Source organism: Leminorella grimontii ATCC 33999 = DSM 5078 (assembly GCF_000439085.1).
Taxonomy (GTDB): domain Bacteria; phylum Pseudomonadota; class Gammaproteobacteria; order Enterobacterales; family Enterobacteriaceae; genus Leminorella; species Leminorella grimontii.
The window spans coordinates 77406-100148 of the sequence record NZ_AUUA01000014.1 but is presented as its reverse complement, the minus strand read 5'-3'; the positions used below and the strand labels follow the sequence as shown (position 1 = coordinate 100148).

General features: G+C 55.2%; 18 protein-coding genes. 11 read left to right on the top strand and 7 right to left on the bottom strand.

The window, feature by feature from the left end; translation table 11 throughout:
- The first annotated feature begins 103 nt into the window (after positions 1–103).
- The gene (locus tag G544_RS22005; RefSeq protein WP_161624123.1) at positions 104–649 is read left to right on the top strand and encodes a bactofilin family protein; all 546 of its coding nucleotides are present in this window, start codon (positions 104–106) and stop codon (positions 647–649) included.
- 46 nt (positions 650–695) lie between these two features.
- On the opposite strand, the gene uvrA is transcribed toward G544_RS22005, so the two are convergent.
- Positions 696–3527 carry an excinuclease ABC subunit UvrA gene (gene uvrA / locus G544_RS0114815; RefSeq protein ID WP_027275329.1) on the bottom strand — a complete coding sequence of 944 codons (2832 nt, stop codon included), beginning with the start codon at positions 3525–3527 and terminating at the stop codon, positions 696–698.
- A gap of 125 nt (positions 3528–3652) precedes the next feature.
- Here uvrA and G544_RS0114810 point away from each other — a divergent pair, with 125 nt between their 5' ends.
- The 4 genes from G544_RS0114810 to G544_RS0114795 all read left to right on the top strand — a co-directional run bounded on the left by G544_RS0114810 (position 3653) and on the right by G544_RS0114795 (position 6335).
- On the top strand, positions 3653–4285 hold the full coding sequence (locus G544_RS0114810; RefSeq protein WP_134388957.1) for a hypothetical protein: 633 nt from the start codon (positions 3653–3655) through the stop codon (positions 4283–4285).
- 161 nt (positions 4286–4446) lie between these two features.
- Positions 4447–4953, top strand: coding sequence for a single-stranded DNA-binding protein (locus tag G544_RS0114805; protein ID WP_027275327.1), 507 nt, complete (start codon positions 4447–4449; stop codon positions 4951–4953).
- A 119-nt stretch (positions 4954–5072) separates the two neighbouring features.
- A complete protein-coding gene (locus G544_RS0114800; RefSeq protein ID WP_027275326.1) occupies positions 5073–5780 on the top strand; it encodes a hypothetical protein in 708 nt (235 codons plus the stop codon).
- A gap of 42 nt (positions 5781–5822) precedes the next feature.
- Positions 5823–6335: a deoxycytidylate deaminase gene (locus tag G544_RS0114795; RefSeq protein ID WP_071783400.1), complete on the top strand. Its 513-nt coding sequence runs from the start codon at positions 5823–5825 to the stop codon at positions 6333–6335.
- Positions 6336–6339: 4 nt separating this feature from the next.
- On the opposite strand, the gene G544_RS0114790 is transcribed toward G544_RS0114795, so the two are convergent.
- Positions 6340–7260 carry a DMT family transporter gene (locus G544_RS0114790; protein WP_027275324.1) on the bottom strand — a complete coding sequence of 307 codons (921 nt, stop codon included), beginning with the start codon at positions 7258–7260 and terminating at the stop codon, positions 6340–6342.
- A gap of 103 nt (positions 7261–7363) precedes the next feature.
- On the opposite strand from G544_RS0114790, the gene G544_RS0114785 reads away from it, so the two are divergent.
- Positions 7364–8158 (top strand): AraC family transcriptional regulator, encoded by a 795-nt coding sequence (locus tag G544_RS0114785; protein WP_081650807.1) that lies wholly within the window; start codon positions 7364–7366, stop codon positions 8156–8158.
- Between the two features lie 16 nt (positions 8159–8174).
- Here G544_RS0114785 and kdpE read toward each other — a convergent pair whose 3' ends face one another.
- The 5 genes from kdpE to kdpA are packed head-to-tail and all read right to left on the bottom strand — an operon-like array spanning position 8175 to position 15926.
- Positions 8175–8861, bottom strand: coding sequence for a two-component system response regulator KdpE (kdpE, locus tag G544_RS0114780; RefSeq protein WP_027275322.1), 687 nt, complete (start codon positions 8859–8861; stop codon positions 8175–8177).
- Positions 8862–8863: 2 nt separating this feature from the next.
- Entirely contained in the window at positions 8864–11557 is a 2694-nt protein-coding gene (gene kdpD / locus G544_RS0114775) for a two-component system sensor histidine kinase KdpD (protein WP_027275321.1), read from the bottom strand.
- Between the two features lie 8 nt (positions 11558–11565).
- Positions 11566–12162 (bottom strand): potassium-transporting ATPase subunit KdpC, encoded by a 597-nt coding sequence (gene kdpC, locus G544_RS0114770; protein WP_051155778.1) that lies wholly within the window; start codon positions 12160–12162, stop codon positions 11566–11568.
- The gene (gene kdpB, locus G544_RS0114765) at positions 12159–14225 is read right to left on the bottom strand and encodes a potassium-transporting ATPase subunit KdpB (protein ID WP_027275319.1); all 2067 of its coding nucleotides are present in this window, start codon (positions 14223–14225) and stop codon (positions 12159–12161) included. Before kdpB ends, kdpC begins: the two co-directional genes overlap by 4 nt.
- 21 nt (positions 14226–14246) lie before the next feature.
- The gene (kdpA, locus tag G544_RS0114760; RefSeq protein ID WP_027275318.1) at positions 14247–15926 is read right to left on the bottom strand and encodes a potassium-transporting ATPase subunit KdpA; all 1680 of its coding nucleotides are present in this window, start codon (positions 15924–15926) and stop codon (positions 14247–14249) included.
- Between the two features lie 310 nt (positions 15927–16236).
- Here kdpA and G544_RS0114750 point away from each other — a divergent pair, with 310 nt between their 5' ends.
- The 5 genes from G544_RS0114750 (at position 16237) to mgtE (ending at position 22735) form a co-directional block, all read left to right on the top strand.
- A complete protein-coding gene (locus G544_RS0114750) occupies positions 16237–16566 on the top strand; it encodes a hypothetical protein (RefSeq protein WP_027275317.1) in 330 nt (109 codons plus the stop codon).
- 161 nt (positions 16567–16727) lie between these two features.
- Complete coding sequence (locus G544_RS0114745) at positions 16728–18080, top strand: NCS2 family permease (protein ID WP_027275316.1); 1353 nt, start codon at positions 16728–16730, stop codon at positions 18078–18080.
- Between the two features lie 322 nt (positions 18081–18402).
- Positions 18403–20052 carry a Na+/H+ antiporter gene (locus tag G544_RS0114740; RefSeq protein WP_027275315.1) on the top strand — a complete coding sequence of 550 codons (1650 nt, stop codon included), beginning with the start codon at positions 18403–18405 and terminating at the stop codon, positions 20050–20052.
- 398 nt (positions 20053–20450) lie between these two features.
- The gene (locus G544_RS20700; protein ID WP_051155777.1) at positions 20451–20765 is read left to right on the top strand and encodes a hypothetical protein; all 315 of its coding nucleotides are present in this window, start codon (positions 20451–20453) and stop codon (positions 20763–20765) included.
- A 527-nt stretch (positions 20766–21292) separates the two neighbouring features.
- Positions 21293–22735, top strand: a complete 1443-nt coding sequence (gene mgtE / locus G544_RS0114730; protein WP_027275314.1) for a magnesium transporter — start codon at positions 21293–21295, stop codon at positions 22733–22735.
- Positions 22736–22743 lie beyond the last annotated feature (8 nt).

Genomic DNA, 22743 nt, shown 5'->3' with positions numbered 1-22743 from the left:
GATTTTATATATACGGGGCTATTTACTATCGAGCGTTATTTCATCATCGTTTTCGCTTTTGTTCTTTATTTATCTGACTAACTTAAGAGTGACGTTTCTATCTATGTTTAGGAAAAAGAATCCACCATTATCAACCGTCGCCGCATCATCTTTGTCGACGGTGGCGGACAGCGGCGCTAAAGCGGCGGACGTTGTCGATCCGCGTCAGCGCAGTACGGTCATTGCCCGCAACGCATCGTTCAACGGCGATATTGAGGACGGCGGCGACATCCAGATTTACGGCAGCGTTATCGGCAATGTGAATCTGACTAACGGCGCTATCCGCATCATGAGCACCGGAAGCGTGAAGGGTGAACTGAGGGCGCCTGAAATCGTTATTGACGGCAACGTGCACGGCAGCTGCCTTGCCGAGAGCATTGAAATCCTTGAGCACGGTACGCTAAGGGGCATTGCCTGCTGCCGCAATCTGGCTATTCGCCGCGGAGGCACCTTCATTGGTCAGTCGGAAGAGTGGCAAGAGCCGGAGGTGGTGTTAAGCGTTGGTGAAACGCTGAGCGATGAGAGCGACGAGTCGGCGTATTTCGTTGAGCGCCCCGACGGCTTTGAAGAACAGGGTGTATTTGACCTTGAAGCTGAAAAGACGGCCTGAGAAATCAGCGAAAAAAAGGGGAGCCCGTTCGGCTCCCCTCTTTGTATTATCCCTTCGCCAGAATAGGCCTGAGGAAGCGCCCAGTGTGGGACTCTGCGCACTCGGCGACGGTTTCCGGCGTACCGGCCACTAAAATCTGGCCGCCGCCGCTGCCGCCTTCCGGGCCGAGGTCGACTATCCAGTCTGCAGTTTTTATTACGTCGAGGTTGTGCTCGATAACCACAATGGTGTTCCCCTGATCTCTCAACTGGTGTAACACGCTCAGCAGCTGCTCAATATCGGCAAAGTGCAGGCCGGTGGTCGGCTCATCCAGAATGTACAGCGTCTGGCCGGTGCCCCGCTTGGAAAGCTCTTTGGCCAGTTTGACCCGCTGTGCCTCGCCGCCGGACAGGGTAGTCGCCGCCTGACCCAGGCGAATATAGGACAGGCCGACGTCCATCAGCGTTTGCAGCTTGCGCGACAGTGCTGGAACCGCGTCGAAAAACTCGCGAGCGTCTTCTACCGTCATCTCCAGCACTTCGGTAATGTTTTTGCCCTTGTACTTCACTTCCAGCGTTTCGCGGTTATAGCGTTTTCCCTTACATTGATCGCACGGCACGTAGATGTCCGGCAGGAAGTGCATTTCCACCTTCAGCACGCCGTCGCCCTGACAGGCTTCGCAGCGGCCGCCGCGGACGTTAAAGCTGAAGCGTCCCGGATTGTAGCCGCGAGCGCGCGATTCCGGCACGCCGGCGAACAGTTCGCGAATGGGCGTAAACAGGCCGGTATAGGTGGCCGGGTTAGAACGCGGCGTACGGCCGATTGGGCTTTGGTCGATGTCGATAACCTTGTCGAAGTGCTCCAGTCCGGTAATCGCCTTATGGGGAGCTACCTCTTCTCCCGCTGCGCCGTTAAGCTGACGCTGGGCCACAGGATAGAGGGTATCGTTGATAAGCGTCGATTTGCCCGAGCCGGAAACGCCGGTAATGCAGGTAAACAGGCCGACCGGCACCGTCAAAGTGACGTTCTTCAGGTTGTTGCCCGTCGCGCCGACGACCTTGAGCACCTTGTTTGGATCGGCCGGAATGCGCGCTGTCGGGATTTCGATTTTGCGCTTGCCGGAAAGGTATTGGCCGGTCAGCGATTCAGGGACCTTGATGATGTCCTCGACGGTGCCTTCCGCCACTACGCTGCCGCCGTGTACGCCGGCTCCGGGGCCGATGTCGATAATGTAGTCGGCTTCGCGGATGGCGTCCTCATCGTGCTCCACCACGATAACCGTGTTGCCCAGATTGCGCAGGTGGATGAGCGTATCCAGCAGGCGCTCGTTGTCACGCTGGTGCAGGCCGATGGAGGGTTCGTCCAGCACGTACATCACTCCGACCAGCCCCGCGCCGATTTGGCTGGCAAGGCGGATACGCTGCGCTTCGCCGCCGGACAGCGTTTCCGCCGAGCGGGACAGCGACAGGTAGTTAAGCCCTACGTTGACCAGAAACGTCAGGCGATCGCCGATTTCTTTGAGAATTTTTTCCGCAATTCTCGCCCGCTGGCCGGAAAGCGACAGCGCGCCAAAGAACTTCAGCGCGTCGCCGATGCTGAGCTCGGAGATTTCCGGCAGCGTGGTGTTTTCGACGAACACGTGGCGAGCCTCTTCCTTCAGGCGAGTGCCGCCGCAGGAGGTGCACGAGCGGTTGCTGATGAACTTCGCCAGCTCTTCGCGCACGGCGGTGGATTCAGTCTCTTTATAGCGCCGCTCCATGTTGTTCAATACGCCCTCGAAGGGGTGTTTACGAACGGTGGTATCGCCGCGATCGTTGACGTATTTGAACTCGATGTTTTCTTTGCCGGAACCGTTGAGAATGACTTTCTGCACGCTTTCCGACAGGCTGTTAAACGGTGCTTCCACGTCGAACTTATAGTGGTCGGCCAGAGAGCGGATCATCTGGAAGTAATAGAAGCTGCGGCGATCCCAGCCGCGGATCGCGCCGCCGGCCAGAGAAAGCTCCGGGTTTTGCACTACGCGATCGGGATCGAAATACTGCTGTACGCCAAGCCCGTCGCAGGTAGGGCAGGCGCCTGCCGGGTTGTTGAAAGAAAACAGGCGGGGTTCAAGCTCGCGCATGCTGTAGCCACAGATAGGGCAGGCGAAGTTGGCGGAGAACACCATCTCTTCGGCCTTGTCGTCGTCCATATCCGCGACGATGGCGCTGCCGCCGGAGAGGGCCAGCGCGGTTTCAAAGGATTCCGCCAGACGCTGCGCCATGTCTTCGCGCACCTTAAAGCGGTCGATCACCACCTCAATGGAGTGCTTTTTCTGTAGCTCAAGCTTCGGCGGGTCGGACAGATCGCACACCTCGCCGTCGATGCGGGCGCGAATGTAGCCCTGAGCCGCCAGGTTTTCCAGCGTCTTAATGTGCTCGCCTTTACGCTCTTTAACGACCGGCGCCAGCAGCATCAGGCGCTTGCCTTCCGGCTGCGTCAGCACGTTGTCGACCATCTGGCTGATGGTTTGCGCGGCCAGCGGCGCATTGTGCGTTGGGCAGCGGGGCTCACCGACGCGGGCAAACAGCAGGCGCAGGTAGTCGTGAATTTCAGTGATCGTGCCCACGGTAGAACGCGGGTTGTGAGAGGTAGACTTCTGCTCGATAGAAATAGCGGGGGAGAGGCCCTCAATGTGGTCGACGTCCGGCTTTTCCATCAGGGAGAGGAACTGGCGCGCATAGGCCGACAGGGATTCAACGTACCGACGCTGCCCTTCGGCATAGAGCGTATCGAACGCCAAAGAGGATTTACCGGAACCCGACAGCCCCGTGACGACAATCAGCTTGTTGCGCGGCATGGTCAGGTTGATGTTTTTCAGGTTGTGGGTGCGGGCGCCCCGGACTTCTATCTTATCCATTTCTACAGTTACCTCTGACAGGGATCCGACTATTATTGCACACATTGAGCTGAATGGATATACAGTGTTATTATGTCGGCAGGTGAAGCTGATTTCGGCAAAACGGCTAAGTTAATGGTAATGGAATGATGGCTAAGAAAATGAGCATGAAAGGATTTATTGGTTCTATGTGCCTGTTGTTGGTTTTAACCTCTGCTGGCTGCGTGAAAAAGCACGAGCCGATAAGCCTGAACTATATTTCCTTGCAGCGAGTTGCACATCCAACGCAAGATGGTCCAACGGGGTTATTTCACGTTTATGAACTAAAGTTTTCAGCCAGCGCGGATCTGAAAGGCATTTTTGATCATCCTCACGACTGGTTGCCTAATGTGTTCTGTGTTGTCTACAGTCCGGCGCGCCAATATAACGTTGTTGATATACCTGAAGGGAAGGTGGGGCTTTACGCTGAGGGGACTTTGTTCAACTCTAGTCTTGAAGCTGGAGGTCACCGCGATTTTAGCGTTGAGAATGGCGTTTATAGTACGGAGCTTTTTTTTCTAAGTGGGGACTTTTCGTCGGCAGTCAATATTGATTCTGCATTCAGTGAATTGAAGGATGCAGAACAAGAAGGAGGGGAAATGCGCTGCCAGGTTGTAATTAGGGGACTTAATCGCGTTGAACCCGGAGAGAATAGCTTTATTAGCGTTTTGAGGTGGCTGCGGACCAAGCCTTTTTATTCCGAAACGATGACGTTTCCGATTCGTGAATTAATGAAATAAGCACTGGAACGTCATCGCATCATTGAAGTGATTAACCCGCTTCCACTCACATAATTTTGCGGGTTGCGCGGCATTTTTTTACCCTTGTACGCTCCGGCGGTTGCCATGCTACAATCGACGGATCAGAATAGTGAACCAATTTACTCATCAGGAGAATCGACATGGCCAGCAGAGGCATTAACAAAGTAATTCTAATCGGTAATCTGGGGCAGGACCCGGAGATCCGTTATATGCCTAACGGCGGGGCCGTGGCCAACATTACCGTTGCGACTTCTGAATCCTGGCGCGATAAGCAAACCGGCGAGCAAAAAGAGCGCACCGAATGGCACCGCGTGGTGATTTTCGGCAAGCTGGCGGAAATCGCCGGCGAATACCTGCGCAAAGGCTCTCAGGTTTATCTGGAAGGCCAACTGCAAACCCGCAAGTGGCAGGATCAGAGCGGTCAGGATCGCTACACCACCGAAGTGGTTGTTAACATCGGCGGCGTCATGCAAATGCTGGGCGGCCGTCAGAGCGGAGGTGATTCACAGCCTTCTCAGGGCGGTTGGGGACAGCCTCAACAACCTCAGCAGTCTTCCCGTCCGGCGCCGCAACAGCAGCAGAGCCAGAGCGCGCCGATGCAGCAAAACGAGCCGCCGATGGACTTTGACGACGATATTCCGTTCTAAGATTTTTGTTAGGCAAGCCGACTTTCTAAAAGCCTCGTACTTACGGGGCTTTTTCATTATTAGAAAACCCTTTATGATGAAGCCGACTCGTTTCCCATTACTAACGGCTGCGGCGCAAAATGGCTCTTTTCTCCTTCGGCGACAGGTTCAGGAAGATACCCCCACTGCTGGCGGCGGTTCCCCTGTTTTTGTTGCTGCTGGCGTTGCCGTTTTTTCGGATGTCGGCGACGGTGACTATTGTCGCGGCGTTAATTGGGCTTGTGGCGATTCTGTTTTTATTTCGTCGGCGGGGAAGAAACATCGCCGCGCTGACGTTCATCATTTTTTCTGGCGCTTGGATATGGCAAGCGCACTTTACCTGGCAGGGGTATTTCTGGGTCAACGGCAGCGAGCTGGAGCAACTGGCCCATAAAATTTCCGACTACGGTAAAATTCGCTCTCTGAGCATGGGGAAAGACGGCAGCTATCGCGGCGGTGACGGCGTCGTTCACTATGATGCCTATCGCACCCTTAACGGCGTGCGCGTCACGCACTATCCCCATAACGTCGATGCCGAAGGCCACGGCACGGGTATCTTTATCGATGACTACTGCAGGGAAAACGATATTTCGCCCGATTTCTATTATGAACTTCGCCAAAAGCTCGAAATCCTGAAGATTAACGGCTTTAGCGTGATGGACAACGGAGATATCTACTTTAACCTGTGGATGCAGACCGGCGTGTCGCGAACGATCAACCTGATCCGCATTGACGACGGCACGCATCCGCTTGACGGCGAAACGCTGGAAAAGCTGGGCGAGCGCTGGTACATCGCGACGATTACTTAACTGACAACCATCCGCGTCTTTTTGAGCACCGGGAGAGCACCAATGGATCGACATGAATACTATATGAACATCGCCATGGCCGTGCGTAAAAAGGCCAACTGCCTGGGGCGTAAGGTCGGCGGCGTGATGGTTAAAGACAATCGCATTATTTCCACCGGCTATAACGGCACGCCGGAAGGGATCACCAACTGTACCGACGGCGGCTGCGTTCGCTGCCGGGATCGGGCGGCCTACAAGGCCAGCGTGGGCTACGACGTATGCATCTGCGTTCACGCGGAGCAGAATGCGATTATCTCTGCCGCGCGCTTTGGCAACCCTATCGAGGGTTCCGTTGTTTACTCGACGCTTCGCCCGTGCTTCGACTGCACCAAGGCCATGCTGCAGGCCAAGGTTCAGGCGATCTATTATCTTCACGACTGGAAGCACCCTATCGGTGAGCTTCAGGAGCAGTATGAAGTCATACAGGCGCAGTTCCCCGGCGGCGTACATCAGGTCGTGATGGACGACCCCGAGGCTGACTGGGCTAACGGCGTTATGTTATCAACCAAGGCGTAACGTCTTAGTTCCTCTTATCGCTTTGAACTTCTTCAATTTTCACTGGGAGGCGACGTCCCCCCAGCGGTTTATTCATTTTCTGCGCTAGAACGACGCCGATTAAAGAAAGACCGCCGCCGAGAATGTGGTAGCCGTGGATTTCTTCTTGTAAAAAGACGATGGCGATCGCGGCGGTCAGCACCGGCGTGATGTTCATAAACAGCGCAGCCCTGCTGGCGCCAAGCTTCATGACGCCCTGAACCCAGAAAAAGGGGGCGATAACCGAGGCGGGAATGCCGGCATACAGCACCAGCGGAATATTTCTCGCGTTCAGCGTCACGTCGTCGGCTAAAAGAAAGCTCGGCAGCAGCAAAATGGTGCCGAACAGCGCCTGCATATAGATAGACTGCCAGTTCGGCAGCGCCATTGACCAACGCTTGGTCAGCACGCCGTAAAGCGCATAGGCGATAGCCGCCGTCAGCATCATTAATTCTCCTTTTCCGATGCCAATCTCCATAAGCTTTGCGAGGTCGCCTCCGCTGATAAGCCAAAGGATGCCGCCGAAGGAGAGCAGGCCGCCGATGAGCGTTCCCTGCGTTGGCGGCGTTTTCAACGCAACGATGCTGATGAGCACCGTCAGCAGGGGAATGAGCGAGATAAAGATGCCAATGGTTAATGCGCTGATGGTATAGGCCGCATAGTAGGCCAGGCTTTGGTAAAGCGCCATGCCGAGAAAGCCAAGAATAAGCAGCTTCCACCAGTAAACCCGCACGTTTTTCCGATTGCGAACAATGCCGGGGAGGATAAACGGCGTAAGCAGCAGTACCGCCAGCAGCCAGCGATAAAAGGAGATAGCTGCCGGATCGATGGCGCCAGCGGACAGCTTGTTAACAATGGTATTGACGGCCCATATAAATACGGCAATCAGAGGATAGACTATCGCCATGGCGGACTGCTTCTCTCTTAAAAATGGAATGCAAGAGTGTACATGTGTCTCATTTAAAATATATACTTAAAATCTGACAATTGATAACGATGTTCAGACAATCATGAAGCGTGCACTAAAAAGAACTCCGGGGAGCCAGCGCTCTTCGGCGTTGGAAAGCTATCCCGGCGGCATCGCTTTCTTTCGCAACGAAGAGATAAGCGCCGATACCGAATTTGTCACCCATGCCCACGACTGGGGGCAGATTATCTGCGTGAAGTCGGGCGTCATTGCGCTGGACATGGGCGGGCAGCGGATTTTAGCTCCGTCGGGGTTTGCAGTCTGGATCCCTGCGGGGATGGAACATTCCAGCTATAACCACACGCATACGCGCTTTCGCTCTATCAATATCCATCTGCGCTTTTGCCAACGCCTTCCTCTGGCGGGGCGGGTTTTAAACCTCAGCCCGCTGTGCAATCAAATTATAGACACCTGCTTTGAGCGCGAGATTGAAACAATAAAAAACCGTACCGAGTGGCGACTGTGCCGCGTTCTTATCGATGAGCTTGCCGCCGCGCCCGCGGAGTATTCCTATCTGCCGGGCAGCGAGGATAAATATCTGGCGCCGATTCTGCGGGCGCTGGAGGCGTCGCCGGGAGATAAACGCTCTTTGGCGCAGTGGGCAAAGCAGGTGTACACCACCGAGCGGACGCTGGCTCGCCGCTGCAGCCAAGAGCTGGGCATGTCGTTTAGCGAATGGCGCCAGCGGCTGCGGTTTCTTTACGGCGTGTCCCTTTTGGATCAGGGAAAAACCGTACAGCAGGTGGCTTTAGAAGTAGGCTACAGCTCGGCGTCGGCGTTTATCACCATGTTTCAGAACATCAGCGGGACGACGCCGGAGCGCTATCGACGGCGGTGAAAAGGCGGCGCGAGCGCTACAGCATAAATCGATAGCCGATGCCGATCTCGGTCAGGAAATGTTTTGGTCGCGCTGGGTCCTGCTCGAGCTTTTGCCGCAGGTGGCCCATATAAATGCGCAGATAGTGGCCGTGCTCGACGCTGTTTGGGCCCCACACTCGGCTGAGCAGCTGTCGCTGAGTGAGCACTTTACCCGCATTGGCCAAAAGCTCGGTTAAAAGGCGAAATTCGATGGGAGTAAGGTGCACCGTCTCCCGATCTTTGAAAACCTGCCGGTTGACTAAATCAACGCTCACGTTTGAAAAATGAATCGTGGTTTTTTCAGCGTTTTCTTGAGGAGAGGCGCGCAGGGCGACGCGCACCCTGGCCATGAGTTCGCTAATACCGAAAGGCTTTACCAGATAGTCGTTTGCGCCGGCGTCAAGCGCGTTGACCTTCTGCTCTTCGTCTGTCCTTGCCGATAAAACGATGATGGGAACATTGCTCCAGCCGCGGACGTCCAGAATGAAGTTTTGCCCGTCGCCGTCGGGCAGGCCGAGATCCAATACGATAAGGTTAGGTCTGCGGGTCGCTGCGTCCATCAGGCCTCGCTGCAGCGTTTCGCTTTCAAAGACGCGATAGCCCTCTTCTTCCAGCGCAGAACGAACAAAGCGCCGGATCTCTTTTTCATCTTCTACAATGAGTACGGTTTTTGTTCCCGACATCGTTATTCATCCTCATCGAGCGTTATTTCGGGCTGTGCCTCCAAGGGGAGTGTAAAGCAGAATCGAGCTCCGCCGGTAGGCCCATTTTCAGACCATATCTCGCCGCCGTGAAGATGAATAATGGCCTGACAGATGGCGAGCCCCAGTCCTATGCCGTGAACGGGCGACTCTTTATTTCCCCGCGAAAACTTCTCGAAAACGGATTTTTCCTGCCCCTGAGGGACGCCGGGTCCGTCGTCGCTGACTTCAACGTAGAGCTCTTCGTTCCTCTCCTGTGCCTTAATCGCTATATGGGCGCGATCTCCCGCGTACTTTGCCGCATTTTCCAACAGGTTAAGGAACACGCGGGCGATGAGCGTTGGGTCGCAGTAAAGCAGGGGAAGCGAAGGCGGGATCGCGATAGCAATGCTTCGTCCAGACAGCGTTGAGCCCAGCGTATGTAGAGCGCTGCCTACGATTTCCTCCAAAGACTGCCATTCCCTTTGGGGCGAAAGCCCGCCGGACTGAATGCGCGCCATGTCGAGCAGGTTGTTTACCAACTGCGCGGTGTTTAAAACATACTGATGAACGCCTTCGGCCTGCGGGTAGCCGGGATGGTTCTCCTTTTTAAGCCTTAGAGAAAGCATCTCGGTTTGGCCCTGAAGCACCGTCAGCGGCGTGCGCAGATCGTGAGAAAGCGCGGACAGCAGCGCGTTACGCAGCTGTTCCCTTTCTATCTCCAACTTAGTCTTCTCCGCCGTTTGGGAAAGCTGGAGCCTTTCCAGGGCGTTGGAGATAAGCAGGGTATAGGTTTGTAGGAGCCGCTGCTGTTCTGGAACCATAAGATGATGCAGGCTTTGAGGCTCGACGGCCAGCACGCCGAACGTGCGGTCTCTGCTGACGAGTGGGTGAAGCTGATAGGGGACGCTCGGCAGCGTGTCCGTTCCCAAACCGGCGGGCGCTTTTTTATCAAAACACCAGCGTGAAATAGCGCCGTCGACGTTAAGCGGCCGCCGCCGGGGCGTTGATACTTCCTCCAGCTCGCCGTCGGCATTCGGCAGCAGCAGGGCGCTTTTGGCGTTGAAGCTATTGTGGATGAAATTATCGCAGCCGTGGGCTATCTCTTCGACGCTAATCGCCTGATTAAGCGCTTTGGACATTTCGTACAGGTGGCGAGCCCGCCGTTCCCGCAGGCGGGCTACCTTCGCCTGATAGCGCATGCCGGCCGTCAGGTTGCCGATAAGCAGGCCGACGATAAGCATAACGGCAAAGGTGATGAGGTACTGCACGTCGCTAACGGAAAGAGACCAGCGCGGCATAACGAAGAAGTAGTCGAAGCTCGCGACGTTGATGACCGTGGCGAACACGGAGGGCCAGCGCCCGTAGAAAAACGCGATTGCCACTACGCCGAGCAGGTAAACCATGACGATGTTGGCAAGGTCGAATAGCGGAAGCTGCCACTGGGCAAGCAGCGTGGTCAGGCTGCATATAAGGAGAGAAACGACGATGCCTTTTATCTCCAGCCCCCGCTTTTCCAGCGAGAAGCGTTCGGCGCTTTCCCTGTCGCGGTGAGTCAACGCGTCGTCTTCAACGGCGATGACGATAAGGTCGAGGTCGGGCCCCAGTTTGCCAAGGCGATCGGCAAAGCTTGAGCGAAGCTTCCACCGGTGTTCATTGCGCCGCCCGATGACGATTTTTCCCAGATTATGCTCGCGGGCATAGCGCAGCACCGCCTTCTCTTCACAGGGATCGGAAAGCGTAGAGGTTTCAGCGCCCAGCTCCTGAGCCAGTTTGAGAGAAGACAGTATGGCTCGGCGCTGGCTTTTTGGCAGGCGATGCAGCCTCGGCGTTTCAACATACACTGCGTGCCAAACGCAGCCGAGCTTCGCCGCCAGGCGCGCAGCGGACCTTACCAATTTGTCGCTGCCGCTGTGGCGACCGATGCAAAGCAGCAGAGCATCGTGAGTGTGCCAGACTCTATCGGCATCGGCTGCGCGCCGAAACGCCTGCATCTGTTCGTCAACTCGGTCGGCCGTTCGACGCAGCGCCATCTCGCGCAGGGCGATCAGATTGCCTTTGCGAAAGAAGTGTTCGATGGCGCGCTCTGCCTGAGAGGCAATATAGACCTTGCCTTCGTTCAGCCTTTGGCGCAGGTCGTCCGGCGGGATATCTACCAGAATGACGTCGGTTGCGTCATCAAAAACGCGATCCGGTACCGTTTCCCGCACGCGAATGCCGGTAATTCCCCCTACCGCGTCGTTCAGGCTTTCCAAATGCTGAACGTTAAGCGTCGTGAAAACGTCAATGCCGGCTTCAAGAAGCTCTTCTACATCGTTCCATCGTTTGGGATGACGACTGCCGCGTGCGTTACTGTGGGCCAGCTCGTCAATCAGAATAACCGCCGGACGGCGGGCGATCGCCGCATCGAGGTCAAACTCGTTAACGCTGCCGCTGCGGTGAAGCTTCGTACGCCTTAGCGGCAGGACTTCCAACCCTTCAAGCAGCGCGGCGGTTTCGCTTCGCCCGTGCGTTTCAATAATGCCCGCAACGACGTCGAGGCCCTGAGCTTTGAGTCGATGCGCTTCCTGCAGCATGGCGTAAGTTTTACCCACGCCCGCGCAGGCGCCGAAAAAGACCTTTAGCTTGCCGCGGCGCGCCTCATTAGCCTGCGCCAGCAGCCTGTCAGGGTCGGGGCGTATCGGTTCACTTTTTGTCATAACGATTTTTACCGTTGGCCAAGCGTCATGTTATCCAGAGCCATATTCAGTTCCAGAACGTTGACTACCGGGTTGCCGAAGGGCACAGCCGGCGTTTGCGTATAGCGTTCTATCAGCGCGTTGACCTGCATTTGGCTAAGGCCTCGGGCACTTGCGACTCGCGCCAGCTGGTAGCGGGCGTCCTGCGGCGAAATGTGTGGATCCAGGCCGCTGCCCGATGCGGTAACGAGGCCGACGGGGATCTTCTTCTCACCGGCGTTTTCACGCAAAAGACGCTTCACGTCGGCATCAATGCGCGCCATTAGCTGCGGATTTTCATTGGATAAATTGCTTCCACCGGAAGCTAACGCATTATAGGGCGCCTGTACAGTGGCGGAAGGGCGACCGCTGAAATACTCCGGGCGTGTGAACGACTGGCCGATAAGCGCCGAGCCCGCTATGCGGTCGCGATAGGTCAGTAACGACCCGTTTGACGCTTGAGGAAATATCGCCTGAGAAAGCAGCGTAACGATCAGAGGATAAGCGCCGCCCGTTATTAGCGCCATAAGCAAAAATAGCATCGTGGCGGAGCACGCCAGTGATGACAGGGTAGTAAAACGTTTCATATGACCCCCATAAGCGTGAGCACCATGTCGATAATCTTGATGCCGATAAACGGCGTCAGCAGGCCGCCTATGCCGTAAATTGAAAGGTTGCGGCGCAGCAGCGCCGGGGCGGACATTGGGCGGTAGCTAACGCCTCTTAACGCCAGCGGAATCAGCAGAATAATAATCAATGCGTTAAAGATGACCGCCGAAAGAATGGCCGACGTCGGCGAGCTTAGCTGCATGACGTTCAGCGCGTTAAGCTGCGGATAGGTGGCGGCGAACGCCGCCGGGATAATGGCGAAATATTTGGCGATATCGTTGGCGATGCTGAACGTCGTCAGCGAGCCGCGGGTCATCAGCATCTGTTTACCGATGTGAACGACCTCAATCAGCTTGGTCGGATTGGAGTCCAAATCGACCATGTTACCCGCTTCCTTCGCCGCCTGCGTGCCGGAGTTCATGGCCAGCGCTACGTCGGCCTGCGCCAGCGCCGGGGCGTCGTTGGTGCCGTCGCCCGTCATGGCGACCAGGCGGCCTTCCTGTTGGTACTGCCTGATAAGGGCAAGCTTCGCTTCAGGCGTGGCTTCAGACAGAAAGTCGTCGACTCCGGCCTCGGCGGCAATGGCGGCCGCCGTTAAATGGTTGTCGCCGGTGATCATGACGGTTTTAATCCCCATCAGACGAAGCTTGGCGAAGCGCTCCTTAATGCCTCCCTTTACGATGTCCTTTAGCGCTACGACGCCGAGCACCTTGAGCTCATCGGCGACGACTAGCGGCGTGCCGCCGGCGCTTGCTATGCGCTCAACGGTTTTGTTCACCGCTGAGGGGAACGTAATCCGATTGGCCTTCACGTACTGTAAAATTGCGTCCACGGACCCTTTGCGAATGCGGCGGCCCTGAAGGTTTACGCCGCTCATGCGCGTTTGTGCGGAGAAGGGGACGAAGGTGGCGTTCAGCGCATGGATGTCCCGCTCGCGCAGCCCGAACTTCTGTTTGGCTAGAACGACGATGCTGCGGCCTTCCGGCGTTTCATCGGCCAAAGACGCGAGCTGTGCCGCGTCAGCCAGCTCGCGTTCGCTGACGCCGGGAGCGGGAAAAAAGTCTGATGCCTGGCGGTTGCCCAGCGTGATTGTCCCCGTTTTATCCAAAAGGAGGACGTTGACGTCGCCGGCGGCTTCAACGGCGCGGCCGCTGGTGGCGATGACGTTGGCGGCCAGCATGCGGCTCATTCCCGCAACGCCGATGGCTGAAAGCAGGCCGCCGATAGTCGTTGGGATAAGGCAAACCAGCAGGGCTATCAGCGCCGTAACGCTTACCGCACTGCCCATGCCGTTAACATTCGCGCTGAACAACGAAAAGGGGTAAGCGGTTGCACAGGCCAGAAGGAAAACGATGGTCAGCGCAATAAGCAAAATGGTTAAGGCTATCTCGTTTGGCGTTTTGCGCCGGGAAGCGCCTTCAACCATCGCGATCATTCTGTCGAGAAAGGTTTCTCCGGGGTTGGCGGTGCTGCGAACGATAAGCCAGTCAGACAAAAGCCGCGTGCCTCCTGTGACGGAAGAAAAATCGCCGCCGGCCTCTCGGATAACCGGCGCCGATTCACCGGTAATGGCGCTTTCATCGACGGACGCTCCGCCTTCAACGATCTCTCCATCGCAGGGAATCAGCTCCCCTGCATTAACCAACACAATATCGTCTTTTCTCAGCGCGCTGGCGGCGATACGTTCGGAAGGCGCGTTTTTATCCGCTTGGCTTAACCTGACGGCCCAGCTGGTTTTATTGACGTCTTTTAAGCTTTCGGCCTGCGCCTTGCTGCGTCCTTCGGCGAGCGCCTCGGCGAAATTGGCGAAAAGGACGGTGAACCAGAGCCATAGCGCCACGCCGCCTGAGAAGAAAGCGCCGCCGCCGTCGTGTTTAACGAGTTCTGACAGCCATATCACCGTAGCGGTCAGGCTGCCGAGATAGACGACGAACATAACGGGGTTTCGCCACTGAACGCGCGGGCTGAGCTTTGTAATGGACGCCTTAAGCGCGGGCAGCAGCAGTTGACGACTGAGCGGTGCATATTGTTGACGATTCATAATAATGCCTTTCGTTTTCAACTAAGAGAACGACATGTGTTCCGCAATCGGCCCCAGGGCCAGCGCGGGAATAAAGGTGAGGGCGGCGACCAGCAGCAGCGTGCCAATCAGCAGCCCGATAAACAGCGGACCGTGGGTCGGGAGGGTTCCCTGCGCGAGGGACTGGCGCTTTTTGTTTGCAAGCGCCCCGGCAATGGCCAAAACCGGCAGGATCACGCCAAAGCGGCCTATCAGCATGGCGAAGGCCAGCGTCAGGTTATAGAACGGCGTGTTGGCGCTGAGTCCGGCAAAGGCGCTACCGTTATTGTTGGCAGCCGATGAATAGGCGTAGAGGATTTCGGTAAATCCGTGCGCGCCGGGATTTAAAACGCCGCTGCGTCCGGCCTCGGTGCTGACGGCCAGCGCCGTACCGAGCAGCGTGAGAGTGGGGGAAACGAGTATTGCCAGCGCCGTCATCTTCATTTCGAAAACGTCGATCTTTTTCCCAAGATACTCCGGGCTGCGGCCTATCATGAGCGCGGCGACAAAGGCCGTTAACAGCACGAACAGCAGCATGCCGTACAGGCCGGAGCCTACGCCGCCGAAGATGACCTCGCCGATTTGCATCAGCCACAGGGGAACCATGCCGCCCAACGCGGTAAAGGAGTCATGCATCGCGTTGACGGCGCCACAGGACGCGGCGGTAGTAACGACGGCGTAAAGGGATGAAGAAATTACGCCAAAGCGGCTCTCTTTTCCCTCCATGTTGACAGGCCCGTCCAGGCCAAGGGCAAGCGGATCGCTGGCCGTATGCAGTTCAGCATAGGCAACGGCGATGACGGACAGCGAGAAAACCAGCGTCATGGCCCACAGCAGCGCCCTTCCCTGTCGGGTATCGCCGACTGCCCGACCGAAGGTCATACAGAGCGCACAGGGGATGAGAAATATCGCCAGCATCTGGACCAGGTTGCTAAGCGCGGTGGGGTTTTCAAACGGGTGGGCGGAGTTTGCGCCAAAAAAGCCTCCACCGTTAGTGCCCAGCAGCTTGATGGCCTCCTGCGAAGCGACCGGCCCCATGGGCAGCGTCTGCCGTGCGCCCTCCAGCGTCGTCAGGTGAACGTAGGGCGAAAAGTTTTGAATTACTCCCTGACTTACGAAGAACAGTGCCAAAACAAGCGATAAGGGCAGAAGCAGATAGAGGGTAACGCGTGCGATGTCTACCCAGGCGTTGCCAACGGTTTGGCTCGTTTCTCGACTGAAGGCGCGGATAAAAACCAACGCGACCGCAGTGCCGGTCGCTGCACTGAGAAAGTTTTGCACGGTCAGCCCCATCGTCTGGCTGAAGTAACTCAGGGCGTTTTCGCCGCTATAGGCTTGCCAATTGGTGTTGGTGACGAAGCTGACGGCGGTATTCAGCGCCAGATGCCAGGACATGTTAGGGGCACTTTCCGGATTGAGGGGGAGCCACTCCTGCGTCATCAGTATGGTGAACAGGAATGCAACGCCCAGCAGGTTAAAGGCCAGCAAAGATAGGGCATAGCTTGTGTAGCTCATTTCCTCGGTATTTATGTTGCTATAGCGCCAGGCGCTTTTTTCCGCACTTAACAGCCAGCGGGGAAGCGAGCCCTCGACGAGCCCCGTTAGCCATTGACTAACGGGATAAGCCAAGATAAACAGCAGCGCAAGGAACAGCACCAGTGCAATAAGCGTAGAGTTCATCAGAACGCCTCCGCGTGTAGCAGGGCATAAACCAGATATCCCAGCAAGAGCGAGAGCGGTAGCAATCCAAGAATGATTTCGAAGGCCATGGGATAACCTCTCCATAAGGATGAATAGTGAGGTCAGGTTAGGGATATGGGTGCAAAAATGTTGATAAAAGAGGAAGAGGCGGTGTAAAAAAAATATAAAAATAGGGCCCGTTGGCAGAATGCTACCTATTCCACGCTATTCATTGCCGACATCGACGGCATTATACTTCCTGCCGAGTCGATGCGATTTGCCGCAGGGCCGTAATGGAAAAGGTGAGCAGACAATGTTAAGACGAATCTCCTGGGGGCTTGGCGGGCTGTCGCTGCTGGCGCCTTTAGCCTTCTTTGCCTGGCAGTGGTTCGTGCGTCAGGGGCGGATTGCCGACGGCGCAACGGAAAACGCGATGAGCTGGCTTTTTGGCGTACTGGTGGTCAATTTGTCCGTCGCCGGGCTTATTTCCTTTTTTGCGCTGTTAACCAACGCGCTGTCGCTTTATCGGCTGACGGCCGATCCTTCGTTTCGGCCGTTGCCCCGAATGCTTGAGATGGTGCTGTTGGCGCTGCCTCTGTTGATATGCCTGTTTTTCTTCGGCGCAGTGATGACTCATGGGTAAGGCGCTTGATGATGATGCCGTTCTTTGTGGCTATCGAAATCGGTAAAACAAAAAATCTCTCGAAATCTAACAATAACGGTTGAAATCAGGGTGGGTAAGCTCAGATAATCGTTTGCCTTATGACGTTAAACTGAATTTACTCCTTTTTGAGGGCATTTTTCATGTCGAATCCGAACGGGCAGGCGCGGTCGGGCGTATTAGAGCGCTTTTTTACTCTTTCTGAACGCAAAAGCAGCGTGCGTCAGGAAGTTTTGGCCGGTCTTACCACGTTTTTGGCGATGGTCTACTCCATCGTAGTGGTTCCCAACCTGCTGGGGCAGGCGGGGTTCCCGGTTGAAACGGTGTTTGTCGCAACCTGCCTGGTGGCCGGTTTTGGCTCCATCGTCATGGGGCTTTGGGCCAACCTGCCGATGGCAATAGGCTGCGCCATATCGTTAACCGCCTTTACTGCCTTTAGCCTTGTTTTAGGCCAGGGTTTGTCAATCCCTGTCGTACTCGGCGCGGTGTTTGTGATGGGCGTGCTGTTTACGCTTATTTCCGCGACCGGCATTCGCGCCTGGATCCTGCGTAACATTCCTATGGGTATTGCCCACGGTACGGGGATTGGCATCGGGCTGTTTCTCCTGATGATCGCCACCAGCGGCATCGGTGCAGTGGTGAAGAACCCTAACGCCGGCCTACCGGTGCAGTTTGGCGATTTTACCTCCTTTCCCGTGATGATGGCCTTTATCGGCCTGGCTGTGATTATCGGGCTTGAGCGCCTGCGCGTTCCCGGCGGCATTCTGATTGTTATCGTAGCCATTTCCGGACTTGGGCTTGCGTTTGATGATAACGTGAAGTTCCAAGGGATTAGCTCCATGCCCTCGCTGGTGGCTAAGGACGGTACGTCCCTGATCTTCAGCCTGGATATTCTTGGCGCGCTTAAGCTTACCGTCCTGCCGAGCATTCTTGCTTTGGTGATGACCGCCGTATTCGATGCCACCGGCACTATCCGCGCGGTGGCGGGGCAGGCAAACCTGCTGGATAAAGATGGGCAGATTATTAACGGCGGCAAAGCGCTGACTACCGACTCCGTGAGCAGTATTCTGTCCGGCCTGGTAGGCGCTTCCCCCGCGGCGGTTTATATTGAATCCGCCGCGGGTACCGCCGCAGGCGGACGTACCGGCTTGACTGCCGTCGTCGTCGGCGTGCTGTTCCTGCTGCTGCTGTTCTTTTCTCCGCTGGCAAGCCTGGTGCCTGCTTACGCGACTGCGCCTGCTCTGATGTACGTTGGCCTGCTGATGTTGAGCAACGTTGTGAAGCTGGACTTTGACGACTTCGTCGATGCGATGTCCGGGCTGGTTTGCGCCGTCTTTATCGTGCTGACCAGCAATATCGTCACCGGAATTATGCTCGGGTTCGCGACGCTGGTGATTGGGCGCATTTTCTCCGGCGAATGGCGCAAGCTGAACGTCAGCATTGTGCTTATTGCCGCAGCGCTGGTTGCCTTCTATGCCGGCGGTTGGGCTATCTAACTCTCATACTGCACAATTGACTAAGGCGCCCCGGTTCGCTCTTTTGCGGCCGGGGCGTTTACTTTCTGTTTCATTCCTTCGCCGTTTTTTTCCTTCTCTTTACGTTACCTTTGCCCCTTTTGTTATACCTTAGACTGCGTCCGGTAGCTGCTAGCAGATAGCGCTGGCGATTATTTTTACGCATAGCGCGTTTTGCGTTTGGCAAACGGGAACTGTCGCACGGTGTGCGTTTACCTGGGCGAAATCGCATATTTTTGTGCAGACTGTGACCCAGATAGTGGTATTTTATAAACGTTTTTGGTTCTGCAGCCTGGGGCAAGATATGGAAATATTTTTTACAATACTGATTCTAATTCTGATCGTCTCGCTTTCGGGCGTCGTTACAAGGATGTTACCGTTCCAGGTGCCTTTGCCGCTGATGCAGATTGCCTGCGGTGCGATGCTGGCCTGGCCTACGTTTGGCCTTCACGTTAACTTCGACCCTGAGCTGTTTCTGGTTCTGTTTATTCCGCCTTTGCTGTTTGCCGACGGCTGGAGAACGCCGCTAAGAGAGTTCTTGCACCACGGGCGGGAGGTTCTCGGACTGGCGCTGGTGCTGGTCGTTTTGACCGTCGTCGGCGTGGGCTATCTTATTCACCTGATTATCCCCAGCATTCCTCTAGTCGCCGCCTTTGCGCTGGCCGCCGTACTATCGCCGACGGACGCCGTGGCGCTGGGCGGCATCGTCGGCGAGGGTAAAATCCCCAAATCAATTATGAGCGTACTGGAAGGCGAAGCGTTGATGAACGACGCCTCAGGTCTGGTATCGCTAAAGCTTGCCGTAGCCGTTGCGATGGGCACGATGGAGTTTACCGTTTACGGCGCGACGGTCGACTTTTTGATTGTTTCTCTCGGCGGTATTGCCTCCGGCGTGGTGGTGACTTGGCTTTACAGTAAATCGCTTCGCCTGTTTAGCCGCTGGAGCGGCGATGAGCCGGCCACGCAAATCGTGCTGATGCTGCTGTTGCCGTTTGCTGCCTACCTGGTGGCTGAACACTTCCATATGTCCGGCATTCTGGCGGCAGTCGCGGCGGGGATGACTATCGGTCAGTCCGGCGTTATCCGCAATGCGCCTTTGACCATGCGCCTTCGGGCCAACAGCGTTTGGAGTATGCTGGAGTTTGTATTTAACGGCCTGGTGTTCATTATGTTGGGCCTGCAACTGCCGGATATTCTCTCCGCGTCTATTTTGCAAGCGGAAAGCGATCCGACGATTGAAACCTGGCACCTGTTCATGGACGTTGTCTGGATTTATTTTGCCCTGATGCTGATGCGCTTTAGCTGGCTGTGGCTGATGCGGCTTTATAGCCGCCGTTTCCTGAAAAAGCGCCCGCTGATGTTTGACCGCTATCGGGCGCGCGATCTGTTTATCGCCACGTTTGCCGGCGTTCGTGGCGCCATCACGCTGGCAGGCGTGCTGTCTATACCTCTGGTATTGACCAGCGGTCTGCCTTTCCCCGCCCGCTATCAGCTGGTGTTTTTGGCGACCGGCGTGATCCTTTTTTCTCTGGTGATGGGGGTCATCATCCTGCCGCTGCTGCTGCGCGGCATAAAAAGCAGCGACGGGGCGACGCTGGAAGAAGAGTCCCGTCTGGCTTGGGCCACCATGGCCGAGGTTGGGATCGTAAGCCTGGAGAAATTGCGCGATAGAATTGAGGCCAGCAGCGAGGAGAACGTAGACCCCCACCTGTTGACCGAGGTCAGCTCGCGGGTTATCGGCACTTTGCGTAAGAGAATCTATACCGACGACGAGCGCGCGCGGACGATAGAAGATGAGCGACTTGAACGCCGATTCCGCCTGACGGCGCTGAGAGCCGAGCGGGCCGAACTCTACCACTTAAGGGCGACACGTAAGATTAGCAACGAAACGATGGTGAAGGTGCTCTACGATCTGGATCTGATGGAAACGCTGCTGGTAGATAAATCTCACTAGGTTTTTCGATATGTGAATGCGGACGAGAAAGAAAAATCGTTCGTATTCACGTTTTTTATAGAATAGATAAGATCGTATTAGTTAACAATATGAGGTTACTCATCGTTGTTTATAGGCCGTTTGTCATTTTTTAATATTTCTTTATCGAGCCTTATTGAATAATAAATTTGCTGTACGTTCGTCGTGAATTTTTTTTATATCCCTTGTCGCCTTCACTTTTCTTTAATTAACATATTTCAGTAATTCATCGGCTTTTAATGATGTATGTCGATTTTGTTATTTCAACGAAAGGGCATAATCTTTCGTAAAGCGGTTTTAATTCTGTACCGAAGGTTTATCTTTACGGTGGAAGAAGCTTCTTTTCTAAAAAAGCCAATAAAAATAAAAAGGGTTTTTATATGCTTATTCAATTGGCTGATTATCTCATTTCCGCCGTCCACTATAGTCATAGCGAAAGCTGCATTAAGCAGGTTTATGTGCATGAAAATCAGGCCGGGGAAGTGGGGGAGTGCTTTTCAACGTCTCCCCAGTGGGTTGTTTATATGATTGGCTTAGGTTACGTCTTTTCAACGATTACTGAAAAAGACGAAGGCGGCTGGGAATGGGGCGACAGCGTCGTCGTTGACAATGTCCTTGGCGTAGACTGTATAAAAACCGTTTCCCGTGAGGAAAGGAGACAAAATTTAAAGACGCTGTCTGAACGCTGGCATTAAAATGAAAGGGCATCGGTCGGATGTCCTTCAACCACGGTCGAATCGTTTTCTACGGCTCCTGTTATCACTTTTTCCCATCCGCGTTCAAAAGCCCGATAGCTCGCTTTTAGTCAACGGGCTGCGCGTGGGTTTATCCACAATCTTTCACTCTGCCCGTCTTTAATTCAGCCTCGAAACGTGGGCGATACCTTCTCTTTGGTCGCAACAAAAGAGTGCGTTTTCCGACGAGTGTGGAGGTTTTTCTTTTGAATATTTTGTAAAGAAAAGCGGATAAAGCGTGGTGATTTCGTTATTGTGTTACATGATTTTAACTTTGTTTGATGGGTAACAGGCGTTGCTAGGGGAATTTAGTTGAATGGTAGTAGGCTAGGTGGGTTAAAAAAGTACAATGCCCGTATTTTCTATCAACGCGTTTGTCTTTTTTCACGATATTCCGCGACTTTTACCCATAATTAAGCAAGCGGGTTCTGGTATGCCGCCGTCCTTTAGGCACAGCGGCTGGTAAAATGAATGATAAAAGGTTTTTTATGACTGACGGTCTGAAGCTGGGCGAAAAGCTCTCCAACGCTGAACTTGAACAGAACCGGCAGCGCATTTTGGCGCTGCTGTCGGATCGTCTGCTCGTGGCTTCGATTGATTACGGTAAGCGCAGCACCAGCCTTTCCGACGGCTCGCTGGCTCAGGAGCGTCAGGAGCTCACCGAGCTGGTTAACGGCCTGCACGCCGCTGACATCGCGGACCTGCTTGAATCACTGCCGCAGAGTAAGCGTCACGCGATTTGGGGATTGCTCAGCGAACGCAAGCGCGGCAAGACGCTGGTGGAAGCGTCAGACGCCGTTTGGGATAGCCTGATCGACGACATGAGCGACCGTGAGCTGCTGTCGGTGTTGAAGCATCTGGACTTGAACGAGCAGGCCTATCTGGCCGCTCACCTGCCGAGAGATCTAGTCGAGCAGCTGCTGGCCTCACTGGACGCAGGCCAGCGCGCCCGGATAGCGGAAGTTATTCATCTGGACAGGGACAAGGTCGGCGCCCTGATGGATTTCGATATTATCGCCGTGCGCAGCGACGTTACGCTGGCCGTCGTTTTACGTTTTTTACATAGAAAAAAGGTTATCCCCGACTCTACGGACAAGCTGTTCATCATCGACAGAGATAACCACCTGCTAGGCGAGCTAAAAGTTACCGATATCCTGCTTAATCCACCGGCCACCAAGGTGGCCTCTCTGATGGCTACCGATCCCGTGACCTTTTTGCCCAGTGACGATGCGGAAGAGGCCGCCGGCGCGTTTGAGCGCTATAACCTGATAAGCGCCGCCGTGGTCAATCATCAAAACCGGCTGATTGGCCGCCTGACGGTAGAAGACGCCGTTAACGTCGTGATAAAGGAAAGCGACAGCGATCTGCGCAGAATGGGCGGCCTGACGGAAAAAGAGGACATCTTTGCGCCGGTAATGACCTCCGTTCGCAAGCGCTCTACCTGGCTGCTCGTAAACCTGTGCACCGCGTTTATCGCTTCCAGAGTGATTGGGCTGTTTGAACACACCATTGAGCAACTGGTTGCTTTAGCGACGCTGATGCCGATTGTCGCGGGTATTGGTGGCAATACCGGCAATCAAACGATCACGATGATCGTGCGCTCTCTGGCGCTGCACCACATTAGCTCTCGGGATCTTCCCGCCATGCTGCTGCGTGAGCTGGGCGTCGCCATCATTAACGGCGTGGTCTGGGGCGGCGTAATGGGTGGGATTACCTGGCTTTTGTACGGCAGCCTGCCGATGGGCGGCGTGATGACGCTGGCAATGCTGCTAAACCTGCTGCTGGCGGCGCTGATGGGGGTGATTATCCCTATGACGATGAACAAGTTGGGCCGCGATCCCGCTATCGGTTCCAGCGTGATGATTACTGCGCTGACCGATACGGGGGGCTTTTTCATTTTCTTGGGGCTGGCGACGCTGTTTTTGGTTTAAGGGCGAAG

Excerpts from the sequence above, each read along its gene's own strand:
- kdpE (WP_027275322.1), bottom strand. The coding sequence starts at position 8,861 with ATGTCGGGAACAAAAACCGTACTCATTGTAGAAGATGAAAAAGAGATC.
- G544_RS0114810 (WP_134388957.1), top strand. The coding sequence starts at position 3,653 with ATGATGGCTAAGAAAATGAGCATGAAAGGATTTATTGGTTCTATGTGC.
- G544_RS22005 (WP_161624123.1), top strand. The coding sequence starts at position 104 with ATGTTTAGGAAAAAGAATCCACCATTATCAACCGTCGCCGCATCATCT.
- mgtE (WP_027275314.1), top strand. The coding sequence starts at position 21,293 with ATGACTGACGGTCTGAAGCTGGGCGAAAAGCTCTCCAACGCTGAACTT.
- G544_RS0114750 (WP_027275317.1), top strand. The coding sequence starts at position 16,237 with ATGTTAAGACGAATCTCCTGGGGGCTTGGCGGGCTGTCGCTGCTGGCG.
- G544_RS0114745 (WP_027275316.1), top strand. The coding sequence starts at position 16,728 with ATGTCGAATCCGAACGGGCAGGCGCGGTCGGGCGTATTAGAGCGCTTT.
- G544_RS0114790 (WP_027275324.1), bottom strand. The coding sequence starts at position 7,260 with ATGGCGATAGTCTATCCTCTGATTGCCGTATTTATATGGGCCGTCAAT.
- kdpD (WP_027275321.1), bottom strand. The coding sequence starts at position 11,557 with ATGACAAAAAGTGAACCGATACGCCCCGACCCTGACAGGCTGCTGGCG.
- G544_RS0114740 (WP_027275315.1), top strand. The coding sequence starts at position 18,403 with ATGGAAATATTTTTTACAATACTGATTCTAATTCTGATCGTCTCGCTT.
- G544_RS0114795 (WP_071783400.1), top strand. The coding sequence starts at position 5,823 with ATGGATCGACATGAATACTATATGAACATCGCCATGGCCGTGCGTAAA.
- kdpB (WP_027275319.1), bottom strand. The coding sequence starts at position 14,225 with ATGAATCGTCAACAATATGCACCGCTCAGTCGTCAACTGCTGCTGCCC.
- G544_RS0114785 (WP_081650807.1), top strand. The coding sequence starts at position 7,364 with ATGAAGCGTGCACTAAAAAGAACTCCGGGGAGCCAGCGCTCTTCGGCG.
- kdpC (WP_051155778.1), bottom strand. The coding sequence starts at position 12,162 with ATGAAACGTTTTACTACCCTGTCATCACTGGCGTGCTCCGCCACGATG.
- G544_RS0114800 (WP_027275326.1), top strand. The coding sequence starts at position 5,073 with ATGGCTCTTTTCTCCTTCGGCGACAGGTTCAGGAAGATACCCCCACTG.
- G544_RS0114805 (WP_027275327.1), top strand. The coding sequence starts at position 4,447 with ATGGCCAGCAGAGGCATTAACAAAGTAATTCTAATCGGTAATCTGGGG.
- uvrA (WP_027275329.1), bottom strand. The coding sequence starts at position 3,527 with ATGGATAAGATAGAAGTCCGGGGCGCCCGCACCCACAACCTGAAAAAC.
- G544_RS20700 (WP_051155777.1), top strand. The coding sequence starts at position 20,451 with ATGCTTATTCAATTGGCTGATTATCTCATTTCCGCCGTCCACTATAGT.